The 21,168-nt window shown below is 34.3% G+C and carries 15 protein-coding genes; 13 read left to right on the forward strand and 2 right to left on the reverse strand.

Annotation, left to right across the window (positions count from 1 at the left end):
- Positions 1-7: 7 nt before the first annotated feature.
- Both tagH and LMOATCC19117_RS05550 read left to right on the forward strand, forming a co-directional pair.
- A complete protein-coding gene (gene tagH, locus LMOATCC19117_RS05545) occupies positions 8-1,015 on the forward strand; it encodes a teichoic acids export ABC transporter ATP-binding subunit TagH (protein ID WP_003726883.1) in 1,008 nt (335 codons plus the stop codon).
- Between the two features lie 223 nt (positions 1,016-1,238).
- The gene (locus LMOATCC19117_RS05550; RefSeq protein WP_003743853.1) at positions 1,239-3,563 is read left to right on the forward strand and encodes a GW domain-containing glycosaminoglycan-binding protein; all 2,325 of its coding nucleotides are present in this window, start codon (positions 1,239-1,241) and stop codon (positions 3,561-3,563) included.
- Positions 3,564-3,625: 62 nt separating this feature from the next.
- Here the strand turns inward: LMOATCC19117_RS05550 and LMOATCC19117_RS05555 are convergent, their stop codons facing one another.
- On the reverse strand, positions 3,626-5,632 hold the full coding sequence (locus LMOATCC19117_RS05555; protein ID WP_003724620.1) for a DUF6270 domain-containing protein: 2,007 nt from the start codon (positions 5,630-5,632) through the stop codon (positions 3,626-3,628).
- Between the two features lie 291 nt (positions 5,633-5,923).
- Between LMOATCC19117_RS05555 and LMOATCC19117_RS05560 the strand changes: the two genes are divergently transcribed.
- From LMOATCC19117_RS05560 to LMOATCC19117_RS05575, 4 genes are read left to right on the forward strand one after another with little or no spacing between them, the layout of a single operon-like run.
- Positions 5,924-6,904 carry a glycosyltransferase family 2 protein gene (locus LMOATCC19117_RS05560; RefSeq protein ID WP_041931068.1) on the forward strand — a complete coding sequence of 327 codons (981 nt, stop codon included), beginning with the start codon at positions 5,924-5,926 and terminating at the stop codon, positions 6,902-6,904.
- Between the two features lie 11 nt (positions 6,905-6,915).
- On the forward strand, positions 6,916-9,018 hold the full coding sequence (locus LMOATCC19117_RS05565) for a glycosyltransferase family 39 protein (protein WP_003734747.1): 2,103 nt from the start codon (positions 6,916-6,918) through the stop codon (positions 9,016-9,018).
- A gap of 30 nt (positions 9,019-9,048) precedes the next feature.
- Positions 9,049-11,373, forward strand: a complete 2,325-nt coding sequence (locus tag LMOATCC19117_RS05570) for a bifunctional glycosyltransferase/CDP-glycerol:glycerophosphate glycerophosphotransferase (protein ID WP_003734748.1) — start codon at positions 9,049-9,051, stop codon at positions 11,371-11,373.
- A complete protein-coding gene (locus LMOATCC19117_RS05575) occupies positions 11,370-12,380 on the forward strand; it encodes a hypothetical protein (protein ID WP_003724624.1) in 1,011 nt (336 codons plus the stop codon). Before LMOATCC19117_RS05570 ends, LMOATCC19117_RS05575 begins: the two co-directional genes overlap by 4 nt.
- A 48-nt stretch (positions 12,381-12,428) precedes the next feature.
- Here the strand turns inward: LMOATCC19117_RS05575 and galU are convergent, their stop codons facing one another.
- The gene (gene galU, locus LMOATCC19117_RS05580) at positions 12,429-13,316 is read right to left on the reverse strand and encodes a UTP--glucose-1-phosphate uridylyltransferase GalU (protein WP_003724625.1); all 888 of its coding nucleotides are present in this window, start codon (positions 13,314-13,316) and stop codon (positions 12,429-12,431) included.
- A 223-nt stretch (positions 13,317-13,539) separates the two neighbouring features.
- Between galU and LMOATCC19117_RS05585 the strand changes: the two genes are divergently transcribed.
- The 7 genes from LMOATCC19117_RS05585 (at position 13,540) to LMOATCC19117_RS05615 (ending at position 21,167) form a co-directional block, all read left to right on the forward strand.
- Positions 13,540-14,253 (forward strand): 2-C-methyl-D-erythritol 4-phosphate cytidylyltransferase, encoded by a 714-nt coding sequence (locus tag LMOATCC19117_RS05585; RefSeq protein ID WP_003724626.1) that lies wholly within the window; start codon positions 13,540-13,542, stop codon positions 14,251-14,253.
- Positions 14,246-15,271 carry a ribitol-5-phosphate dehydrogenase gene (locus LMOATCC19117_RS05590; protein ID WP_003734749.1) on the forward strand — a complete coding sequence of 342 codons (1,026 nt, stop codon included), beginning with the start codon at positions 14,246-14,248 and terminating at the stop codon, positions 15,269-15,271. The genes LMOATCC19117_RS05585 and LMOATCC19117_RS05590 overlap by 8 nt, the downstream gene beginning before the upstream one ends.
- Before the next feature lie 142 nt (positions 15,272-15,413).
- Positions 15,414-16,793, forward strand: coding sequence for a glycosyltransferase family 2 protein (locus LMOATCC19117_RS05595; RefSeq protein ID WP_003724628.1), 1,380 nt, complete (start codon positions 15,414-15,416; stop codon positions 16,791-16,793).
- Positions 16,793-17,947, forward strand: a complete 1,155-nt coding sequence (locus LMOATCC19117_RS05600) for a CDP-glycerol glycerophosphotransferase family protein (protein ID WP_003724629.1) — start codon at positions 16,793-16,795, stop codon at positions 17,945-17,947. The genes LMOATCC19117_RS05595 and LMOATCC19117_RS05600 overlap by 1 nt, the downstream gene beginning before the upstream one ends.
- Positions 17,948-17,959: 12 nt before the next feature.
- Positions 17,960-19,111 (forward strand): CDP-glycerol glycerophosphotransferase family protein, encoded by a 1,152-nt coding sequence (locus tag LMOATCC19117_RS05605; protein WP_003734750.1) that lies wholly within the window; start codon positions 17,960-17,962, stop codon positions 19,109-19,111.
- Between the two features lie 64 nt (positions 19,112-19,175).
- Positions 19,176-19,559: a glycerol-3-phosphate cytidylyltransferase gene (tagD, locus tag LMOATCC19117_RS05610; RefSeq protein ID WP_003724631.1), complete on the forward strand. Its 384-nt coding sequence runs from the start codon at positions 19,176-19,178 to the stop codon at positions 19,557-19,559.
- A 117-nt stretch (positions 19,560-19,676) separates the two neighbouring features.
- Complete coding sequence (locus tag LMOATCC19117_RS05615) at positions 19,677-21,167, forward strand: nicotinate phosphoribosyltransferase (protein WP_003721509.1); 1,491 nt, start codon at positions 19,677-19,679, stop codon at positions 21,165-21,167.
- The last annotated feature ends 1 nt before the right edge of the window (position 21,168 follow it).

A 21,168-nucleotide genomic window follows, 5' to 3' on the forward strand; every position in this document is an offset into this window, starting at 1 on the left:
TAGACAGATGGGTAAAAATATAAAAGTATCATTTAAACATGTGTCGAAAGAATATGACCTCTATCAAAATAAATCTGATAAGATCAAAGGCTTGTTCATGCCGAAAAGTCAAAAAATGCAATCCTTTTGGGCGTTGCGAGACGTATCTTTTGATATTCATGATGGTGAAACAGTAGGACTTATTGGGATCAATGGTTCTGGTAAGTCAACTATATCGAGTATTATGTCAGGTGTTATTCCTCCGACACAAGGAGAAGTCATTATCAACGGAGAAACTTCTTTAATTGCCATTGCAGTGGGACTAAAAGGTCCGCTGACGGGTTATGAAAATATTCGCTTGAAATTACTCATGCATGGAATGAAAAGTTCTCAAATTAACAAGTTGATGCCAAGTATTATCGAATTCGCTGATATAGGTGATTTTATTAATCAACCAATTAAAAACTATTCAAGCGGGATGCGTTCTCGTTTAGGTTTTGCAATTTCGGTGCATACCAATCCTGATATTTTAGTTATTGATGAAGCCTTATCAGTGGGTGACCAGACTTTTTATGAGAAATGCGTTGATAAGATTAATGAATTTAAAGCGCGTGGCAAAACTATTGTTTTTGTCAGTCACTCACTTGGACAAGTAAAAAGTTTGTGTGACAGAATTATTTGGATGCATCACGGTGAAATAAGAGAGATGGGTACAGCACAAGAAGTTGCTCAAAAATATGATGAGTTTGTAAAATGGTTTAACAAACAACCAAATGATTATAAGAAAAAATATCAAAAAGAGCATAAGGAAAATCAAAAAGCTCCTCAGAAAAAAATCTATCCTAATCCTAATGCCAATAAATACAGGCTAACTCTTTTTGATAAAATATTTTTAACTGTGCTAATTGCATTAACGATACTATTTGGAACACTAGTGGCGACAGGGAAATCTTTTAAAGGCTTAATTAGTGAAGAATCCACAACACAAATTGAAAAAGTAGTACATGTTGATAATTACGATTTAAAATTGAATTAACTGTAAAAAACTTCCAAAAGTTATCTATCTTTTGGAAGTTTTTATTTAAAATTGAAGAAGTAAAGCATTTTATCATAAAATGAAATAAAAATTTTGTCTAAATGTTTAACAAATTTGTTGTTATAATACCATTTATTTTTTTTGTAATAAATTTGTAACTTACGGAGGCATAAAGTTTGGTAAAATTAGGACAATAAACAAATTAAGGAGTGGTTGGAGAATAATGATAAATAAAAAGTGGATGAAAATTGTAATGATTCCGATGCTAGTTGTTCCAATGTACGGTTTGACAACTGTTGGCGGACAATTACAAGATTCATTAACTGGAGAAAATTCCTTTGTTAAAGAGGTTGAAGCTGCAACGACAGCATCGCAACAAGCATTTATCGACAAAATAGCACCTGCTGCCCAGGCATCTCAAGAAAAATATCATCTGTTATCTAGTATAACTTTAGCTCAAGCAATTCTAGAATCTGGTTGGGGAAAAAGTGGACTTGCTACACAAGGATATAATTTATTTGGTATAAAAGGGAAATATAATGGACAATCAGTTATCATGACAACTTCTGAATATGTGAACGGTGAGTGGATTAAAATTGATGCTGAATTCCGCAAATACCCTAGCTGGAATGAATCTGTCACTGACCATACTCTTTTATTAGTGAACGGAACTTCTTGGAATAAAGACTTATATAAGAAAGTTGTCGACGCAACGGATTATAAAGTAGCTGCAATGGAGCTTCAAAAAGCTGGATATGCAACCTCTCCTACATATGGTGCTAGCTTAATTCAAGTAATTGAGAATTATGATTTAGCCAAATATGATGTTTTATACGACAAAATTCTTACTCAAAAATCCACTTCCGGAAAAGCAACTGTTACAAGTCCGACTGGAAATGGTGTATGGACTTTACCGTATAAAGTAAAAGGAGTGCAATCTGTTAGTCCAGCTAGCACATACGCTAACAAGGATATCGATTTAGTATCTGTTGCTACAACAAAGAGAGGTACGTACTATCAATTTAAATATAATGGTAAAGTAGTTGGTTGGGTAGATGGCAAAGCATTAACTATTTATGATAGTGTCAATTATGATAAAGTAAATGTCGGACGTGCTAAAATTACTAGCCCAGTAAGTAACGGTATCTGGTCTAAACCATACAATGTTTATGGAAGAGAATTTGTTACGAATGCAACAACTTACGCACAACAAGAAATTAAACTTTTACGCGAAGCACAAACTGCTAAAGGTACTTATTACCAATTTAGCATAAATAATAAAACTATTGGTTGGATTGATAAACGAGCTCTCACTATCTATCCGTATGATTCCATTATTTCAAGTAAAAATGTGAACCTTGACGGACAAATTACTAATCCAACCGGAAATGGTATTTGGACTAAAGCGTACAAACTTGAAGGAACAACTTCTGTGGCGCAGGCTACGAAATATGCAAATAAAGATGTGAAAATCAGCCAACAAATCGAAACTCAACATGGTACTTATTACAATATCAGTATCGATGGGAAAGCAATTGGTTGGTTAGATAGAAACGCTATTACACTGTATGATCAAGAGGAATACAATAAAACAGTTGCTATTGACGCAGTAGTAAAAAATGTGAAGGGTAATGCTGTATGGACAGAACCTTACCGTACAGTTGGTACAAAATTAATCGGACCAGCGGAAACTTACTTGAATAAAGAAGTGGAAGTCGTCCGTGAAGCAAAAACGCCAAAAGGAACTTACTACCAATTTAAATCTGGTGGCAAAGTAATCGGCTGGTTAGATAAAAAAGCTTTCGATGTATATGACAATATTAATTACAACAAAGCGGTTAATTTAGATGCTGTAGTGGAAAATGTGACAGGTAATGCAGTTTGGACGGCTCCTTATAAGAGTAAAGGTGTTAAACTTGTTACTTCAGCAGCAACCTATAAAGGCAAGGCAACAAAAATAACTCGTGAAGCGCAAACAAGTAGAGGAACATATTACGAGTTTAGTGTTGATGGTAAAGTCATTGGCTGGTTAGATAAAAAAGCTTTCGATGTATATGACAATATTAATTACAACAAAGCGGTTAACTTAGATGCTGTAGTGGAAAATGTGACAGGCAACGCAGTTTGGACTGCTCCATATAAGAGTAAGGGTGTTAAATTAGTTACTTCAGCAGCCACATATAAAGATAAAGCAACTAAAATAACTCGAGAAGCTCAAACAAGTAGAGGAACTTACTACGAATTTAGCGTAAACGGCAAAGTAATCGGTTGGTTAGATAAAAAAGCTTTTGATGTATATGATTCTATTGAGTACAATAAAGCGATTAATATGACTGGATTACTTAGCAACGCGCCAGGTAATGGCATTTGGACAGAGCCGTATAGAGTTATTGGCACAAAAAATGTAGGACAAGCAACTGCTTATGCTAACAAGACAGTACAGTTGATACGCGAGGCTAAGACTACACGTGCAACTTACTATCAAATGAGTGTAAATGGTAAAATAGTTGGTTGGGTAGATAAACGAGCTTTTACAAACGTTAAATAGACTAAAAATAATCATATAAAAACAGAGTGAGATTTCTCACTCTGTTTTTATATGATTATAGATTAAGATTTAGTGATGTAAATAAGTTCCTTCAAGAAGTCTTTATAATAAGGGGATTCGAAGTGAGAAAAGGAATGCCCAAATGGATAGTTGAAATCACCTATATAGCCTTTTTTCGAAAAGTCGATTACTTTTGCTTCAGGCAATTTAGATAAGAAATAATTATTTAAACGTTCCCAGAAGTAATTATTCTTTTCGATGGCCATTTTGTTTTTGTAAGTTGCGACTTCTCCATCTTCATCATAATAAGACGTTGTAAATCCACCTAGGTTTAAAATAACCCGATCAGTAGGAATTATTTCTGTAAGTTTTTCGATAAATTGATCAGCATAGCCTTTCCACTCATTGAAGTAGGTTTCATTATCAATATGATCTAAAATTCTCTCGTAAGAAATGTCATTAAGTAATTGGCTTTGTTCTATAACATAAGATAATGTAATAGCTGAATTATTATTTAACCAAATAACTGGTCGAATAACATCAGGATATAGGTCAATTAAGAAATAATCAGCGTCAGAATTTTTCAGGTTAGTAAAGAAATCTTTTTTCCAATCATCTTCTATAAAAGGTTTCTCGCTTTTTTTAATATCAGTATACTTATCTAGATTAATTAAGTTAGCGGGTTCGGTCATTATACTAATTATAGAAGAATGAAACTGCGTAAAACTGCATTCAAAAAAAGCTTTATAATCTGGATTAAAGAATGGAGATGAGTTAAAAGCATTTCGGCTAAAACAAGTTCCCATTACAGCTATTTTTGTTATATCTTGTTTGATTTTAGGAGCAACGGCTGTAAGACAAGCTAAATTATTGGAGTCGTTTCTTGTTAATTGCGCCATAAATTCGTTATTAGCAACATTGAAAAATCCCGAAGAACTAAAGTCAATAGTATTTGGCGCTAAAATAGGTAAATCTGGCATGTTTGCCGAACGAAGGAAGAAATCCCATGTCGCATCAGCTCTATTGATTGGTCCGGATAAGAATTCATTTTTATTAATTTGAGCAGTATATTTAGTAATCCCTTTCTTTAAAGGCCATACTTGTTCTACATTATATTCAAATGTATTCGCTTTTTTATCTGCACGTTTAGCTACTATTTGACCTTCAGAGATACTGTTTTCTAATTTGAATTGCAGTGTCAAATCTTTTTTAGTTTCTTTTAATTGACTCAGACTCACTAACCCCTGAATATTTTTTTTGAAATAGAATGATAATCTGTTAGAGCCTGTAATATAGGAGCGCAGAGTTGCAAAAAGTGGCGCTGCTATTTTAATTTCTCTAGGAATAGCTGGCTTCATATCTGCATCAATGGATATGAATGCAGATAAGCCTGTTTTGTTATGACTAGATGATACTTCGATTATGGCATCTAGTATATTTGTATTGTCTACTAAGAAAGCTGTAGATAAATCTTTGGTGGGAATAGAGAAATTAACGATATTTTCAGTAATAAGCCCTAAATCAAATGATTGTTGTTGCTCGTGAAATAAATAAAAGCTTGGTGTAGGTCTACGTTTGAAAATTAGCTTTGCATTAAATTGGTTACTTGGAAGTGGCGACTTGATTTTAATAGAACCAGACATCACATCAGAATCTAATTTGTACTCCTCTATCGAAGCTAGTAGTTCTATAGGTTTACTGACAAGTGTTAAAATACCTTCAGGAAAATCAAAATGGTATTTGTAAAGCGAGTTCTCTGGTTGGAAGGGTTTATTTATAATTGGCCCATCTGTGATTAAATGTGTATATGGATAATCATTATTTACTTTGAATTTCCACACAGTCTGGTTATTTGGTAGAGAAAGACTAGCAAGTTCATCAACAGAAATAGTAGCTGTGAATGAATTTTTATCTTGAGTAAAAGCAATATTCAACTTTTGTTCAGGGTGCTTATATTCTCGGATTTCGTTGTAGTATGCTTGGATACTATTGATTTTTCCTTCTGAGAAGCCTTGTAATTTCCATGTGTTAGAATCTGTTAGCTGAATTTCCTTAATATAAAATTTCATCTTTAACTCCTTAAAATTTTTATTATCATATTGTATATTTTAGCATATATTGATAAAATTCCCTACAATAATTAATTGAATTAAAGAGGTCTCCATATTATGGTTAAAGGCGATAAATCATACTTGGCAAAAGTTTCTATAATTTGGAGGGTTTTTGCTATTGGAAAGAGGTCTATATTGGCTGTATACTTGATTATTTTTACATAGATAGTTGATAAACTGTTGTAAATAAGATATGCTGTAGATACTGAATTTTATAGAATAGCATATCAATAAGGGGTTGTAGTGAGAGTGGAAAAGCCATTTTTAACAGTTGTGGTACCTTGTTATAATGAAGAAGTTCTGAGCGAGAGTGTTACACAACTAACAAATATTATAGAAAAATTAGTGATGAGTGAATCAATCAGTGACAAAAGTCAAATTATGTTTGTAGATGATGGAAGTAAAGATAGAACTTGGGAACTTATACAGCAATACTCAGAATCAAATGAACATGTATCTGGACTAAAATTAAGTCGGAATTATGGACATCAAGGAGCTTTACTTGCTGGCTTAACAGAAGCACATGCATATTCAGATTGTGTCGTGTCTATTGATGCTGATTTACAAGATGATGTGAATGCGATTATTGAGTTTATAGAAAAATATCATGAAGGTTACGATGTCGTTTATGGCGTACGAGATAAACGTGACACTGACACTTACTTCAAAAGAAATTCAGCGTTAGCTTTCTATAGAATTATGAGCAAACTAGGAGTTAATATGGTTCCAAATCATGCGGACTATCGACTGCTTAGCAAGCGTGCATTAACAGAATTCTTACGTTATAAAGAAGAAAACATGTTTATTCGAGGCATTGTACCATTATTAGGTTTCAAATCTACGAAAGTATTTTACAATCGAAATGAGAGATTTGCAGGAGAATCAAAATATCCACTTAAGAAAATGGTTTTATTTGCTGTGGATGGAATTACATCTTTCAGTGTTGCACCCATTCGATTATTATTAGTCCTTGGATCTGTTATTTTTATGATAGGCGTAGTAATGGGGATTTATGCCATTGTTCAAAAAATCATTGGTGCTGTTGTACCTGGTTGGACATCTTTAATTGTTTCCTTGTGGTTAATTGGCGGAATTCAATTAATTGGTATTGGTGTTCTAGGTGAATACATTGGAAAAATCTTTAAACAAGTAAAAGAACGACCTCGTTTTACTATTGAAGAGAATGTTTTTGAAACAAAATGCAAAGAAAATAAAATCAGCGAGAGATAGGTGTAAAGAGAGTGAAGAATAGGTTAGCTTATATTTTTAATGCGTTTTTTATACTTATTTTTGGTTACTTACTTTGCATAAGCATTTTTAAACCGCTAGAAATTAGTTTTAATCATCCGAGTATATTTATATTATTTAGTGCTGCGGCGCTTTTAGTACTTATAGGATTCTATCAATTTTCTACTAGATTGAATACAAAAGGAGATGGTGTAATAACCATCTTTTTGGTTAGCTTGATTATATTAACTCAAATTTATTTGCTTTTCTCCTTGCAAATGAATTCATATGCAGATGCTTTTCTTATCAAGGGAGAAGCATTGAATATGCTTTCTAATGGAGGGCATGCAACAACGCAGAATTATTTTTTAATGTATCCTAATAATATATTTATAACAATTATTCGATACTGGCTATATTCTGTTGGAGGGACGCTTGGTATTACTAATACGTATTTATTAGAAAGTGCTTTCCTTTTTGTTTGTATGAATATTACTATTTTTGTATTGTACTGGATTGTTCGTAAAGAAAATGGTAATAAATTTGGGAACATCTACTTATTAATTGTTTTATTCTGTGTGCCATTATTTGGTTATATTTGGTATTTCTATACAGATACACTTGTACTGCCATTTACAGCGCTGATTGCCTTATTTTATTATCTATACACGAAAAGTAGTAAATGGTGGTATTTCATCATTATTGGGCTGCTGTTTGCAGTAGGTTATCAAATTAAGCCGAATATCATCATTTTACTTCCAGCAATGCTTATTCATTTATGTTTTATAAGAAATTGGCGTAAAATTCTATTGAACACGGTCATCGTAGCAATTTGCTTTTTCGGTTTAAGCACTGTTTTTACACCAATCGCAGAGAGTTATGACTTTAAGAAAGACCCAACCATTGAATTTCCTCAAACACATTGGATTATGATGGGGCTTGGCGATCCAGCCGGTCGTTATAACAGCAATGATGTTGCTTATACTTCACAATTTAAAACAAAAGAAGAAAAAGAAGAAGCCAATATTGAAAAAATTAAAGAACGTATTGAAGAACATGGACCGCTTGGCTTAATAAAGCTTTTTGATAATAAGATGTTAAATACTTGGACAGACGGAACGCGAGCATATACGTGGTATGTTAATGCTGCACTTGATTATCCAGCTCCTTATGATTACTTCTTTGGAGATAAACGGGTTGTCACTGAATTACCTGCTCAGCTGTTCCATATTATTAATTTGTTTTTAATTTGTCTAGGTGCTTTACGTTTTTATAAGAAAAGGGAATTTGATATGTCCTTTTTCGTTAATATTTCGCTAGTAGGTGTTTGGCTATTCCACTTATTCTGGGAAGCAAATCAGCGTTATATTATGTTTATTACGCCATTAATGATCTTGTCCTCTATATATGGGTTTAAATTTATAGTAGAATCTTTATATACGAAAAAATTTGATTTGAAAAAAGGGCTAAGAAAAGGCTTTTTAATCGCGAGTTTCTGCGTATTTTTATTAAGTACAGTTGCTTTTGCTTTTATTGGAAATTCGGTAGCAGGCGAGTCACAGGATATCAATAAATATCTTGTAAAACAAAGTTATGCGCATATAGATCTTCCTGTTACTAGCAAACAAATTGTTAAGCAAACGTTTAATGTAGATTCGCCGTTCAATTCTATCCAAATAGCGGTTCTAAAAGAGCCAGATGAAGCTAGTAAATATCGTTTGAAAGTTGTAGATAAGACAAATAAGAAGGATATTTACGATGAAGTTATAGCTGGATCAGATTTTGTAGAAGCTACAAATTACCAAATTAATGTAAATGAAAAGCCAAAAGGTAAAACTGAATATGTTATTGAAGTCTATCAAGTGGAAAATAAAAACCCTGAAAAACCATTAGTTTTAGGTACCTATACTCCAGATGCAGTAGATCTTTATCCGTATGGAGCACTGTATGTTAATGGTGTTAAAAAAGAGAAGCAAGATATGGGCTTCACTGTCTCACATGTTGCTTCTGAACCAATAATACCGAAATATGTCTCCGCTATTTTTGATTTGGGTGTTATAATTATTTTTGCAGGAACATATTATGTGTTTAGAAGGAAAACTGGAGATAATAGATGACATATATTTTGAATTAGGGAGAGTCTATAAATGAACAGTGATTCAAATAATAACATCAATAAGAATCGAGAAGCGGGAATAAGTATTATTATTCCATTATATAATGTGGAGGAAGTAATCCTGGAAACGCTCGAAAGCATCCATGAGCAAACATTTGACATGTACGAAGTTTTATTAATTGACGATGGTTCAACGGATAAAACAATAGAAATGGTGACAGAATATATATCAGATAAGCCAAAATTTCAGTTGCATACTCAACCAAATGGTGGACCAGCTTCGGCTAGGAATTATGGGTTGCGTCTTGCGAATAGAATGTATATTTGCTTTGTGGACAGTGATGATATTATTCCGAACTATGCACTTCAACTAATGTATGACGGTGCAATATCCACTGGTTCAAAATTGATTACAGGCGCAACGAAACGCTTTAATTCAGAAGGTGAATGGTTCATTCCGATGCATATCCAATATAATATTGCCAAGCCAGGAATGAAAACACTACTGAAAAATCCCGAGCTATTTTATTCGATAGGTCCTTGTGCGAAACTCTATCATCATTCTTTGATAGATGGTGTGTTTTTCCCTGAAAATATTCGTTACGGTGAAGATCAACCATTTGTTTTGCATGCTTTACTTCAAGCAGAAAATATCTATACTGTAGAAAAAGTAGTTTATTATTACCGCTTACGTGATGGTGAATCGCAATCATTAACGCAATCTGTAAATAAAGATCCAATTCGTATTTTAAAATCTGTTTTTCAAATATTTGACTACGGGGAAGCAGAGTTACTCAAAAATAATACGGAATATGAAATAGCTTTAAAATATTATCAACGAGTATCTAGTGTTGAGCTTTGGGGCGCTTTAAGGGCGGCTATTGAAAGTAAGAAAAGTGAAAACCAACAAATTGCTTTTACGATGACATTAGACTGGTTAAAAACCAAATCAGATGACTTCCTAAATATAATTCCTTCCTTTAGATATTTCTTGTTGTTCAGTAGTATCGAACGTGTTCGCTATATTACAAGAGACAATAAAGGAAACTATCGCCAACTAATTACGTATTTGTGGGAGAGACAAGGGGAAGAAGCAAAAATTGCATTTAGAAAAGCATATCCTATCCATATGAAAGCTGCTTTACAAATTATGGAACATAATAATTGGGGAGCCGCTCGTAAAATCTCCTTTAAATTTATTATCCGTCGTAAATTTAAGGCGCCTATTCTAATTCGGAAAATAAGCAGAGGCATTATATTTAGACTAGCTACTTTGATGCCACGCAAAAAAGACCAAGTTATTTTAGCTACAGAACGTAGTACAAGCTTAGAAGGAAATTTATTAGCCATTTATGATTACCTGTTTTATAATGATATGCCACAAAAAGTCTATGTGTTTTTACGGAAAAATCGTAATTGGTTTGAAATGTTCCAATTGTATTATGCATTAGGGCGAACTAAAACAATTGTATTAGATGATTATTACAACAAAATTTATGGTTTGAAATTTAATAAAAAGACACATGTGGTACAATCATGGCATGCGACAGGGGCTTTCAAAAAGTTTGGCTTTAGTGCGCTTGAAGGTACAGATGCTAATACAGAAGAATTTGAGACACGTGCTCATTCGCCTTACACAGATGTTCTTGTTAGTTCAGAAGGCATAATTCCTGAATATATGGAAGCTTTTAGAAAACAAGCTAATCAAATTAAACCTATTGGTGTGCCTAGAACAGATGTGTTTTTTGATCAAGAATATGTGGCATATACAAAAGAAAAATATATGAAAATGTATCCGCAACTTCGCGACAAAAAAGTGTTGCTATATGCGCCAACTTTCCGCGGTGGGCCAAATGAACGCTTTAATTATAGCGTTGTACTTGATATTGCTGCTTTGAAAAAAGAACTTGGTGATACACATATTTTAATTTTAAAATTCCATCCTGTTATTAAGAACGTTTCATTTAATGTGGATGAAAATGATCCATTTATTTTAGACTTGACGTTGAATAACGATATTAATGATTTAATGTTATTTAGTGATGCGCTTATTACAGATTATTCTTCGGTTATTTTTGAATTTAGTTTAATGAATAAGCCAATTTATTTCTTTGCATATGATATTGATGATTATTTGGATGAACGCGGATTTTATTTCGATTACAAAGCAACTATTCCTGGTGAAGTTTTCAAAGATACGCCGTCGCTCATTGAGTCGATTAAAACGGGAAAATATAATTATGACGAACTGGAAGTCTTTAAAAAGAAATTTGTTGGAAGCTTAGATGGTAATTCAACGAAGCGTTTTGTAGAGACCTATATTGTTCAAGCAAATGAGGAAGTGAAAGATTTATGAGTATTGTAGTGGAACAACTCGTTATGAAAGATACTGGTGAGAGATGGGGAAGTCCTTATCTGTTAGAGCAACTAAAGATAAATCTTGCTAATACATCAGCAGATTTTGTTATTGTTTGTTCGAAAAGCGATCAAAATATTCTTTCGCAAATACAAGACTATCTCGCTCGTTTCGCTGATAATATGGTCGGTGCTGATATCCATTTATTTAATCAAAACCCTCTTTTTGTACAACATTTACGAAAATTGCCAAATGAAGATAGTTATGAAATGACGGATACACTCCAATTTTTAGAGGAAACGATTCCGAATCCAACTAGCACTTATTTGGAACGTGATCCACATATGTTGCTTGAAGAAGTGGGGCAATATATTTTGTATAATGTTGCTTTTTTGAAAGCGTACTTTGAAAAGGCAGAGATTACGCATGAATTAATTAATATTTTTCATAAAGCCAATATGGTTTGGAAACATAGTGTTTTGGAAGAAACGAAGAAAAACGAAGAGAAAATGAAAGTTCCAGATAATTACTTGATCAATGATATGGTTGATTGTTGGTCGTATTATCGAAATTTGGAAAACAAGTATACTTCTTTAAGTTTAGAGTTACTTGATTTTGACAAAAATTTATTTAACTATTTGATTCGAACCAAACTAGGTCCAATTTTTCAAAAGAAATTAATGGCGGAAGATTTAACAGAGGCAGTTGATGCAATTGATGCGCTTACTGTTTTTCTTGAAACGAATAATAAACGCCTTGTGAGTGAACTTATTTCGTTAGGTTACTTTTATATACAAGTTCCAGTGAAAGAGTATTCTCATTGGGAGAAAAATAAACAATTTGGAACGGCTTATTTGAAATTCTTAAAAGTTCTTTTCGATAAAATGCATTATCAAACGAAACAATATTATTTAAGTTATTATCGCCGTGCGACAAATGCAGTGTATAAAGCAGTTGGTTTAAATTCTTTAAATCCTATTGCCAAAAGTTACAAGCTGTACTTTTAAATGCATGTAAAAAAGAGATGACAAAATTTTCATTTGTCATCTCTTTTTTTATTTTTTATCTTTTTTATGAATTTGGTTATATAAGTCGTTAATCAGATCTTTCACATCATCTTTGATTTCAGGATGCTTCAAAGCGAATTGCATTGTTGTTTGGATAAAGCCGAATTTATCGCCAACATCAAAACGCTGTCCTTCAAAGTCATAAGCAAATACACGTTGTACTTCATTTAGACTATTGATTGCATCGGTTAGTTGAATTTCGCCTCCTGCACCTGGTTTTTGCGTTTCTAAGAAGTCGAAAATTTGTGGTGTTAATAAGTAACGGCCAAGGATAGCTAAATCAGACGGTGCATTAGCAGGATCTGGTTTTTCCACAAAACCTTTCACATTATATAAATTCTTATCATATTCATTAATTGGATCAATAATACCATAACGATATGTCTCTTCGTGAGGGACAGTTTGGACTCCAATGACGGAACTATGCGTCTTTTCATATTGATTCATTAATTGTTTGGAACAAGGGATTTTGGATTCAACAATATCATCACCTAACATAACGATAAATGGTTCATTACCCACAAAGCCTTTTGCTTGAAGGATGGCATCACCAAGTCCTTTTGGTTTCGCTTGACGAATAAAGTGCAAATTAATGTTAGTAGTTTGTTCTACTAAATGTAGTAATTCAAGTTTATTTTTTTCCCGTAGATTGTTTTCAAGTTCAGGAACGGAATCAAAATGGTCTTCGATAGCACGTTTACCTTTACCGGTTACAATTAAAATATCTTCTATGCCAGATGCTACTGCTTCTTCTACTATGTATTGAATAGTTGGTTTATCCACAATTGGTAAGATTTCTTTAGGCATTGCTTTTGTTGCTGGTAAAAAGCGCGTGCCTAGACCAGCAGCTGGAATTACAGCTTTTTTTACTCTCATATTTAATAATCTCCTTCTAATCTATATTCATATAGTCCCACTTAATTATACATAGGGGGCTTTGGGTTTACAAGTTTTTAATGGTTTAGGTTATAAAATGATGCGTTTTTACAAGGTGTTTAATTAAAATACTTCTTAGCGCAGATAGAAGCTAGTTTGTTATACAAGTTTTATGTTATAATGTAACATGTCAATATAAAAAACAGTTAAAGGAGATTAGAGGATGATATACGCTCAAATTTTAGCTGGAGGAAAAGGTACGCGGATGGGTAACGTTAGCATGCCAAAACAATTTCTACCTCTAAATGGTAAACCAATTATTGTTCATACCGTTGAAAAATTTATTCTAAATACTCGATTTGATAAAATTCTTATTTCCTCACCAAAAGAATGGATGAACCACGCTGAGGATAATATTAAAAAGTATATTTCTGATGATCGTATTGTAGTCATTGAAGGCGGAGAAGACCGCAATGAAACAATTATGAATGGTATTCGTTTTGTGGAAAAAACATATGGCTTAACAGATGATGATATTATCGTGACGCATGATGCTGTTCGTCCATTTTTAACACATCGTATTATTGAAGAAAATATAGATGCTGCACTTGAAACAGGAGCAGTAGATACTGTTATTGAAGCACTTGATACAATCGTTGAATCAAGCAATCATGAGGTGATTACAGATATTCCGGTCAGAGATCACATGTATCAAGGACAAACACCGCAAAGCTTCAATATGAAAAAAGTATTCAATCACTACCAAAATCTAACACCAGAGAAAAAACAAATTCTAACAGATGCATGTAAAATTTGTTTGCTTGCTGGCGATGATGTGAAATTAGTTAAAGGTGAAATTTTCAACATTAAGATTACGACGCCTTATGATTTGAAAGTAGCGAATGCGATTATTCAGGAGCGGATAGCCAATGATTAATCAAGTATACAGACTTGTGTCAGAGAGACAGTTTGAAGTTGCCAATGTGGACGAATCATTAACAGGTGATGTGGTTGTTGTTCGACCGACTCATTTATCTATTTGTGCGGCAGATCAACGTTACTATACAGGTTCTAGAGGGAAAGAAATGTTATCTAAAAAACTTCCAATGGCGCTTATTCATGAAGGTGTTGGGGAAGTTGTTTATGATGCAACGAAAGAATTTAAACCAGGTACAAAAGTTGTCATGGTTCCAAATACACCATTTGAGAATGATCCAGTCATTGCTGAGAACTATTTACGTTCGAGTAAATTCCGTTCTAGTGGTTATGATGGTTTAATGCAGGATTATGTGTTCATGCGTCGTGATCGTGTGGTGGCACTGCCGGATGATATTAACATGAAAGTAGCTGCTTTCTCAGAACTGATTTCCGTGGCAGTTCACGCTATTTTACGCTTTGAAGGTAAAAGTAATGCTAACCGGGAATCTTTCGGTGTGTGGGGTGATGGGAACTTAGGTTTTATCACTTCTTTACTACTAAAAAATTGGTACCCTGATAGCAAAGTTTACATTTTTGGGAAAACACCATATAAATTAGACTTCTTTTCTTTTGTGGATGGTGCTTATGCAATTGATGATGTTCCGGCTGATTTAGTTATTGATCAAGCATTCGAATGTGCTGGAGGAATGGGTAGTCAGTATGCGGTGAGTCAAATTATTGATGTCATTAAACCAGAAGGAACCATTTCCTTACTTGGTGTTTCGGAGTATCCGATTGAATTTAATTCACGTATGGTACTTGAAAAAGGACTAACCGTTTATGGAAGTAGTCGTAGCGGTCGTGTTGATTTTGAGAAAACAGTGGAGTTCTTATCAACCAATAAACGTGGGGTAGAATATCTGCAAAATCTTGTTGGGGAAGTTCATACAGTTCATTCCATTCAAGATGTAATCGAAGCGTTTGAAGCTGATTTACGCAGTCCATGGGGCAAGAGCGTTATGGAGTGGAAGATATAATAAAACATTGGGGAGTTTAGGCTGTAAGCTAATGAATTTGTTTGCTAAAGTATTTTAGGAAGCAAGAAAATCGAATGTAAGTATTCGATGGTCATTTGCTAAATCCTTAACTTCCCAGCTTTTATATGGAGAGGGAAAAAGAATGAAATTTGCTATTATAATGCCTTTTTACAATGCCGAAAAAAGGTTAGCACTATCCATAGATAGTATAATTAAGCAGTCTTACAGCTTTTTGAAGCATGTGGAAGTACTGCTTATTAATGATGGAAGCACGGATGGAAGTGGCGCTATCGCAAATCGTTACGCTACAAAATATCCTAACAATATTCGCGTGTTGACCGTTCCAAATGGTGGACCGGCAAAAGCGCGTAATATCGGAATACATAATGTAAGTGAAGATACTGATTTTGTTGGTTTTTTAGACGCCGATGATATAATGTCAGAGAATATGTTAGCGAGTATAGTTACATTTCTAAATGAGTCTAACGTTTCTATGCTTGTGCCAGCTTTTTATTACTTAGATGATTTTGGAAGTAAGAAAAAAATTTCACCACATAAATTAAATTACCGTTTTGCGAATGGAAATCGAGTTGCTGATATTGAAAAAGAACCGGAAGCAATTCATTTTTATATTGGCGGTACTTTTTTACGTTATGATTGTTTGAAAGAATTTACTTTTGATGAGTCGCTTTATTTTGCGGAGGATCAGTTATTAATTACCCAGTTCTTACTGAAATATCGGAGCTATGGCTTGATTGCGGATGCGGGGTATTATTACTATCGTGATCTAAAGCAAAAAGGTTCTTTAGTAAGTTCGTCTTGGAAAAAACCAGAACGATACACGCCTTTTTTGCAGAAAGTATATCAAACCTATTTAACTGACTCGAAAGAAATATATGGCAAAGTGATTCCCTATGTGAAGTATCTAATTGCGTACCATGCAAAATTGTTTTTTTATAAAGAAAATACTTATTTCCGGGAAGTTTTAAGCGAGTCGGAGCAAGCGATTTTCGTGCAAGAATTACAAAAGATTTTGCAGGAAGTCGGAGCAAGTACGATTATGGAATTAGACACACCTCTCGTAGTAAAAGAAATGATGTGCTCGATTTTGCAAAATGGATGGCCGCTGCAATTTGAAACGGCTGAAAAACAAGATATTCCACTTGTGACAGTAAAAGAAAATTATCGTATCGGCAAAACAGTCGCGATTGAATTACTTCTAGAAGAAGCGGATATTCATGACGTGAAATGGGTTGCTCGCACGTCTTTTAAAGAAATGCCAGCTCGGTTAGTCAAACGAAAAGAGAATCAAACTATTTGGGATGTCGTTGTCAGAGAAAAAGGCACAGTAGAAAAAGCTGTATTTAAATTAAAACCGTATCAAACGAAAGCGCGTCTTTTTTATCAAGATGAGGAAAAGGATACGCCTATCGCCGACATAAATATCATAAGTAGCATCTTAGGGAAATTAAAACGAAATCGAGCGTTAAAGCGAAAGTTTAAACAGGGGGGAGTATCCTGATGAAGTTAGTACAAAAAGTGTATTATTTGTTGTTTAGATTAGTGGGATTTTTACCGCGAAAAAAAGATTTAGTGATATTTGAAAGCTTTTCAGGTAAGCAATATAGCTGTAATCCACGGGCTATTTATGAATATATGGAGGAGCATAATCCGGAATACGAATTATTATGGAGTGTTAATCCAAAATTCGTGGCTGTTTTTGAAGCTTACGGAGTTCCTTATGTTAAACGTTTTTCTATTAGCTGGTTATTTAAAATGGGGCTTGCTAAGTATTGGATTTCTAATAGTAGACTTCCTTTAGAACTACCAAAACCGAAAAAAACAATCTATGTGCAAACTTGGCATGGAACACCCTTAAAAAAATTAGGCGTGGATATTGATGAAGTGCACATTCCAGGGCAAACAACGGAACAGTACAAAGCTGATTTTGTAAAAGAAGCACAGAAATGGGACTACTTAATTTCTCCTAATGCTTATTCTAGTGCTATTTTTAGACGGGCATTTGGTTTTACTGGAGAGATGATTGAGTCGGGATATCCGCGGAATGATATTTTATTTAGTACCGATAAAGAGCTGAAAATAGCTAATATTAAAAAAGAGCTAAATATCCCAGAAGAGAAAAAAGTTGTTTTATATGCGCCAACATGGCGTGATAATGATTTTTATGAAGCTGGAAGATATAAATTTGATTTAAAAATCGATATCGCAAAAATGCAAGAAAAATTGGGGAATGAGATTGTTTTACTTGTTCGCATGCATTATTTAGTCGCGGAACATTTTGATTTCACGCAATATGGTGATTTTGTCCGCGATGCTTCAAACCATGAAGATATACGCGATTTATACTTAGTGAGTGATTTGTTGATTACTGATTATTCCTCTGTATTTTTTGATTATGCGAATTTACAGCGTCCTATGCTTTTTTATACGTATGATTTGGCGGAATATCGTGATACGTTACGTGGCTTTTACTTTGATTTTGAAAAAAATGCTCCTGGTCCGCTTGTGGAAACGAATGAAGAATTAATGAGTGAACTTGAAAAAATGCTTGAAAATCCACCTAAAATAGAAGACAGCTTTTTGGAGCAGTTTTGTACTTGGGAAGATGGTCATGCAGCAGAGAAAACAGTGAAAATCGTTTTTGCTGAAAAATAGGTGGTGGGAATTTTGAAAGAAGTAGCAATTTATATTTATATGCTTGCTGTTAAGATAACTGGCTGTTTGGCGAGGATTTTTCCAGTTAAACAAAAAGTGGTACTGTTAGTTAGCTTTCCGGAAAATTCCACTGCAATTATAAAGCAAATGAACGAAATGAAAGTTACGCCAAAAACGGTTGTTTTCTATGATCCAAGAGTGGATGTGACCGGTTTTAATTTTGATTTTATCCAATTAAAGCCAAAAAAAATCAAGCACTTTATCTCGTTAATGTTCCATCTGAATACGGCAAAAGTTGTCATTACGGATAATTATTTCGTGGAATTAGCTGGATTAAAAGAACGTAAAAATGTGACGTGCATTCAAATTTGGCATGCGAATGGGGCATTGAAAAAATTCGGCTGGGAAGATAAAGCAGCGCAAAAAAGAAGCGCGCGCGATAAAAAAAGATTTCAAGAAGTGTACAGATGTTTTTCAAAAGTGCTCGTCGGATCGGATGAAATGGCAGCAATTTTCCAAAGGTCGTTTTTACTAGAAGATTCGCATATGTTGAAGCTAGGAATTCCGAGAACGGACAATTTCTTCAACCAACAACAATTGAAAGAAAATGCCGAAAGGACAAATACCAAATTACATCTTTCCAATAAAAAGAAATTATTATATGCGCCGACGTTCCGCGATGAGGAACTTCATAGTACTACGCTTCATTTAGATATCGCGAAGATGAAACAAGCACTCGGAAATGAGTACCAATTAATTTTAAAATTACATCCATCTATTAGTAATGATTTAGATGAAGTAGTGGATGATTTTGTTGTCTATGCGGATAAAGAAACGCCAATCGAGACGATACTACCAGCCGTAGATATATTGATTACTGATTATTCATCTATTCCATTTGAATTTGCTTTATTAGAAAAACCAATGATCTTTTTCACGTATGATTTAGAGGAATATGATAAGGCTAGAGGTTTGTCGGATGGCTTTTTAGCAACGATTCCGGGGCCATTCGTTCATACAACAGAGGAACTAATACAACTAATTGAGCAAGAAGCATTCGATTTAGAAATGGTTCGTGCTTTTGCGGCGAAATGGAATAAATATTCAGACGGGCATTCTAGTGAGCGCTTCGTTTCCTTTTTGAAAGAACAGCTAGAAAAGTAGCACTGCTAACAAGTAGAGAAATTTTTGTTTTCTTGATATACTACTAAAGAAAGTAGGTGGGCTGATGAAGAAAGTAATTACATATGGCACATTTGATTTGATTCACTGGGGGCATATTCGTTTATTAGAACGAGCAAAAGCTTTAGGTGATTACCTTATTGTAGCCATTTCAACCGATGAATTTAATCGAATCAAACACAAAGAAGCATACCATAACTTTGAACATCGCAAATTAATTTTAGAGGCGATTAGATATGTCGACGAAGTGATTCCGGAAAGTAACTGGGAACAAAAATTAGAAGATGTTAAAAATCGTGATATTGATATTTTTGTGATGGGTGATGATTGGGAAGGCGAGTTTGACTTCTTAAAACCTTATTGTGAAGTCGTTTATTTACCACGAACAGACGGTATTTCTACTTCTAAGATTAAAGATGATTTAAAATAGTCGTAGCACAAAACAGGCAGACCAGTAATGTTCAATTATTAGGTGGTGGGCTTGTTTTGTGCTATTATTATGTATAAATAATAACGCAAAGAACTAGTTATGATAGGAGCAGAAGAAATGACAAATTTATTTCAAGATGATAGTCTAACGCTGCATACAGACTTATATCAACTAAATATGATGAAAGCGTATTTTGACGATGGACTTCATGAGCGTAGATCGGTATTTGAAGTGTTTTTCCGAGATATGCCATTTGATTCGGGTTTTGTTGTGTTTGCGGGGCTAGAACGAATTATTCATTATATGCAAAATTTACGTTTTACAGAAACGGATATTGCTTATTTACACGACGAACTTGGTTTTGATGGACCTTTTCTAGAATATTTACGTAATTTTAAATTTAAAGGAAATATTCTTGCTGCGAAAGAAGGGGAATTTGTTTTTAAAACAGAGCCAATCCTTCAAGTAGAAGCAAGCTTGGCGGAAGCACAATTAATTGAAACAGCTTTGCTTAATATTGTGAATTTCCAAACGCTGATTGCAACAAAAGCGGCGCGAATCCGTTCTGTTATTGATGACGAAACGTTTGCAGAATTCGGTACAAGACGTGCACAAGAAATGGATGCGGCTATTTGGGGCACACGAGCGGCTTACATCGGCGGTTGTGATTCGACGAGTAATGTTCGCGCTGGAAAAATTTTCGGTATTCCTGTGTCTGGTACGATGGCACATGCGATGGTTCAAGCTTATCGCGACGAACTAGAAGCATTTAGAAGTTACGCAAAAACGCATTTTGATTCGATTTTCTTAGTAGATACATACGATACGCTAAAATCTGGCGTACCAAATGCGATTAAAGTGGCGAAAGAAATGGGCGATAAAATTAACTTTATCGGCATTCGTTTAGATAGCGGGGATATGGCTTTCTTATCTAAAAAAGCACGCCAAATGTTAGATGAGGCTGGTTTTACAGAAGCAAAAATCTTTGCTTCGAGTGACTTAGACGAACATACTATTTTATCGTTAAAAGCGCAAAAAGCAAAAATCGATTCTTGGGGCGTTGGCACAAAACTAATCACCGCTTACGACCAACCAGCATTAGGTGCCGTTTACAAAATGGCGGCAATTGCTGATGAAAATGATATTTTACAAGATTCGATTAAACTTTCGAGTAACACCGAAAAAGTGTCGACTCCTGGTAAAAAGAAAGTTTACCGGATTATTACGAATGAAGATGGCTTGAAAGCGGAAGGCGATTATATTGCTTTAGCGGACGAATCACTCGAAAATGTGGATAAACTAACGATGTTCCACCCAGTTCATACGTATATTATGAAAACAGTCGAGAACTTCACCGCGCGTGAGCTACTTGTACCGATTTTCCAAAACGGAGAACTTGTATATGATATGCCTTCACTAGATGAAATTAAAGCATATAAAGAAGAGAACTTGGCGCTACTTTGGGACGAGTACAAACGAACAGTTCGTCCGGAGCAATACCCAGTTGATTTAAGTGTAAAATGTTGGAAAAATAAGATGCGTAATATCGAAAAGGTACGTAAAAGTGTCCAGCTTCATTCACCAGTTGAACTAGATATGCCGTTTTAGG

The sequence above is a fragment of the Listeria monocytogenes ATCC 19117 genome (assembly GCF_000307025.1).
GTDB classification, from domain to species: Bacteria; Bacillota; Bacilli; order Lactobacillales; family Listeriaceae; genus Listeria; species Listeria monocytogenes_B.

Coding starts and splice junctions, on each gene's coding strand:
- LMOATCC19117_RS05595 (WP_003724628.1), top strand. CDS start 15,414: ATGAAATTTGCTATTATAATGCCTTTTTACAATGCCGAAAAAAGGTTA.
- LMOATCC19117_RS05590 (WP_003734749.1), top strand. CDS start 14,246: ATGATTAATCAAGTATACAGACTTGTGTCAGAGAGACAGTTTGAAGTT.
- galU (WP_003724625.1), bottom strand. CDS start 13,316: ATGAGAGTAAAAAAAGCTGTAATTCCAGCTGCTGGTCTAGGCACGCGC.
- LMOATCC19117_RS05550 (WP_003743853.1), top strand. CDS start 1,239: ATGATAAATAAAAAGTGGATGAAAATTGTAATGATTCCGATGCTAGTT.
- LMOATCC19117_RS05585 (WP_003724626.1), top strand. CDS start 13,540: ATGATATACGCTCAAATTTTAGCTGGAGGAAAAGGTACGCGGATGGGT.
- LMOATCC19117_RS05600 (WP_003724629.1), top strand. CDS start 16,793: ATGAAGTTAGTACAAAAAGTGTATTATTTGTTGTTTAGATTAGTGGGA.
- LMOATCC19117_RS05615 (WP_003721509.1), top strand. CDS start 19,677: ATGACAAATTTATTTCAAGATGATAGTCTAACGCTGCATACAGACTTA.
- tagH (WP_003726883.1), top strand. CDS start 8: ATGGGTAAAAATATAAAAGTATCATTTAAACATGTGTCGAAAGAATAT.
- LMOATCC19117_RS05575 (WP_003724624.1), top strand. CDS start 11,370: ATGAGTATTGTAGTGGAACAACTCGTTATGAAAGATACTGGTGAGAGA.
- LMOATCC19117_RS05555 (WP_003724620.1), bottom strand. CDS start 5,632: ATGAAATTTTATATTAAGGAAATTCAGCTAACAGATTCTAACACATGG.
- tagD (WP_003724631.1), top strand. CDS start 19,176: ATGAAGAAAGTAATTACATATGGCACATTTGATTTGATTCACTGGGGG.
- LMOATCC19117_RS05570 (WP_003734748.1), top strand. CDS start 9,049: ATGAACAGTGATTCAAATAATAACATCAATAAGAATCGAGAAGCGGGA.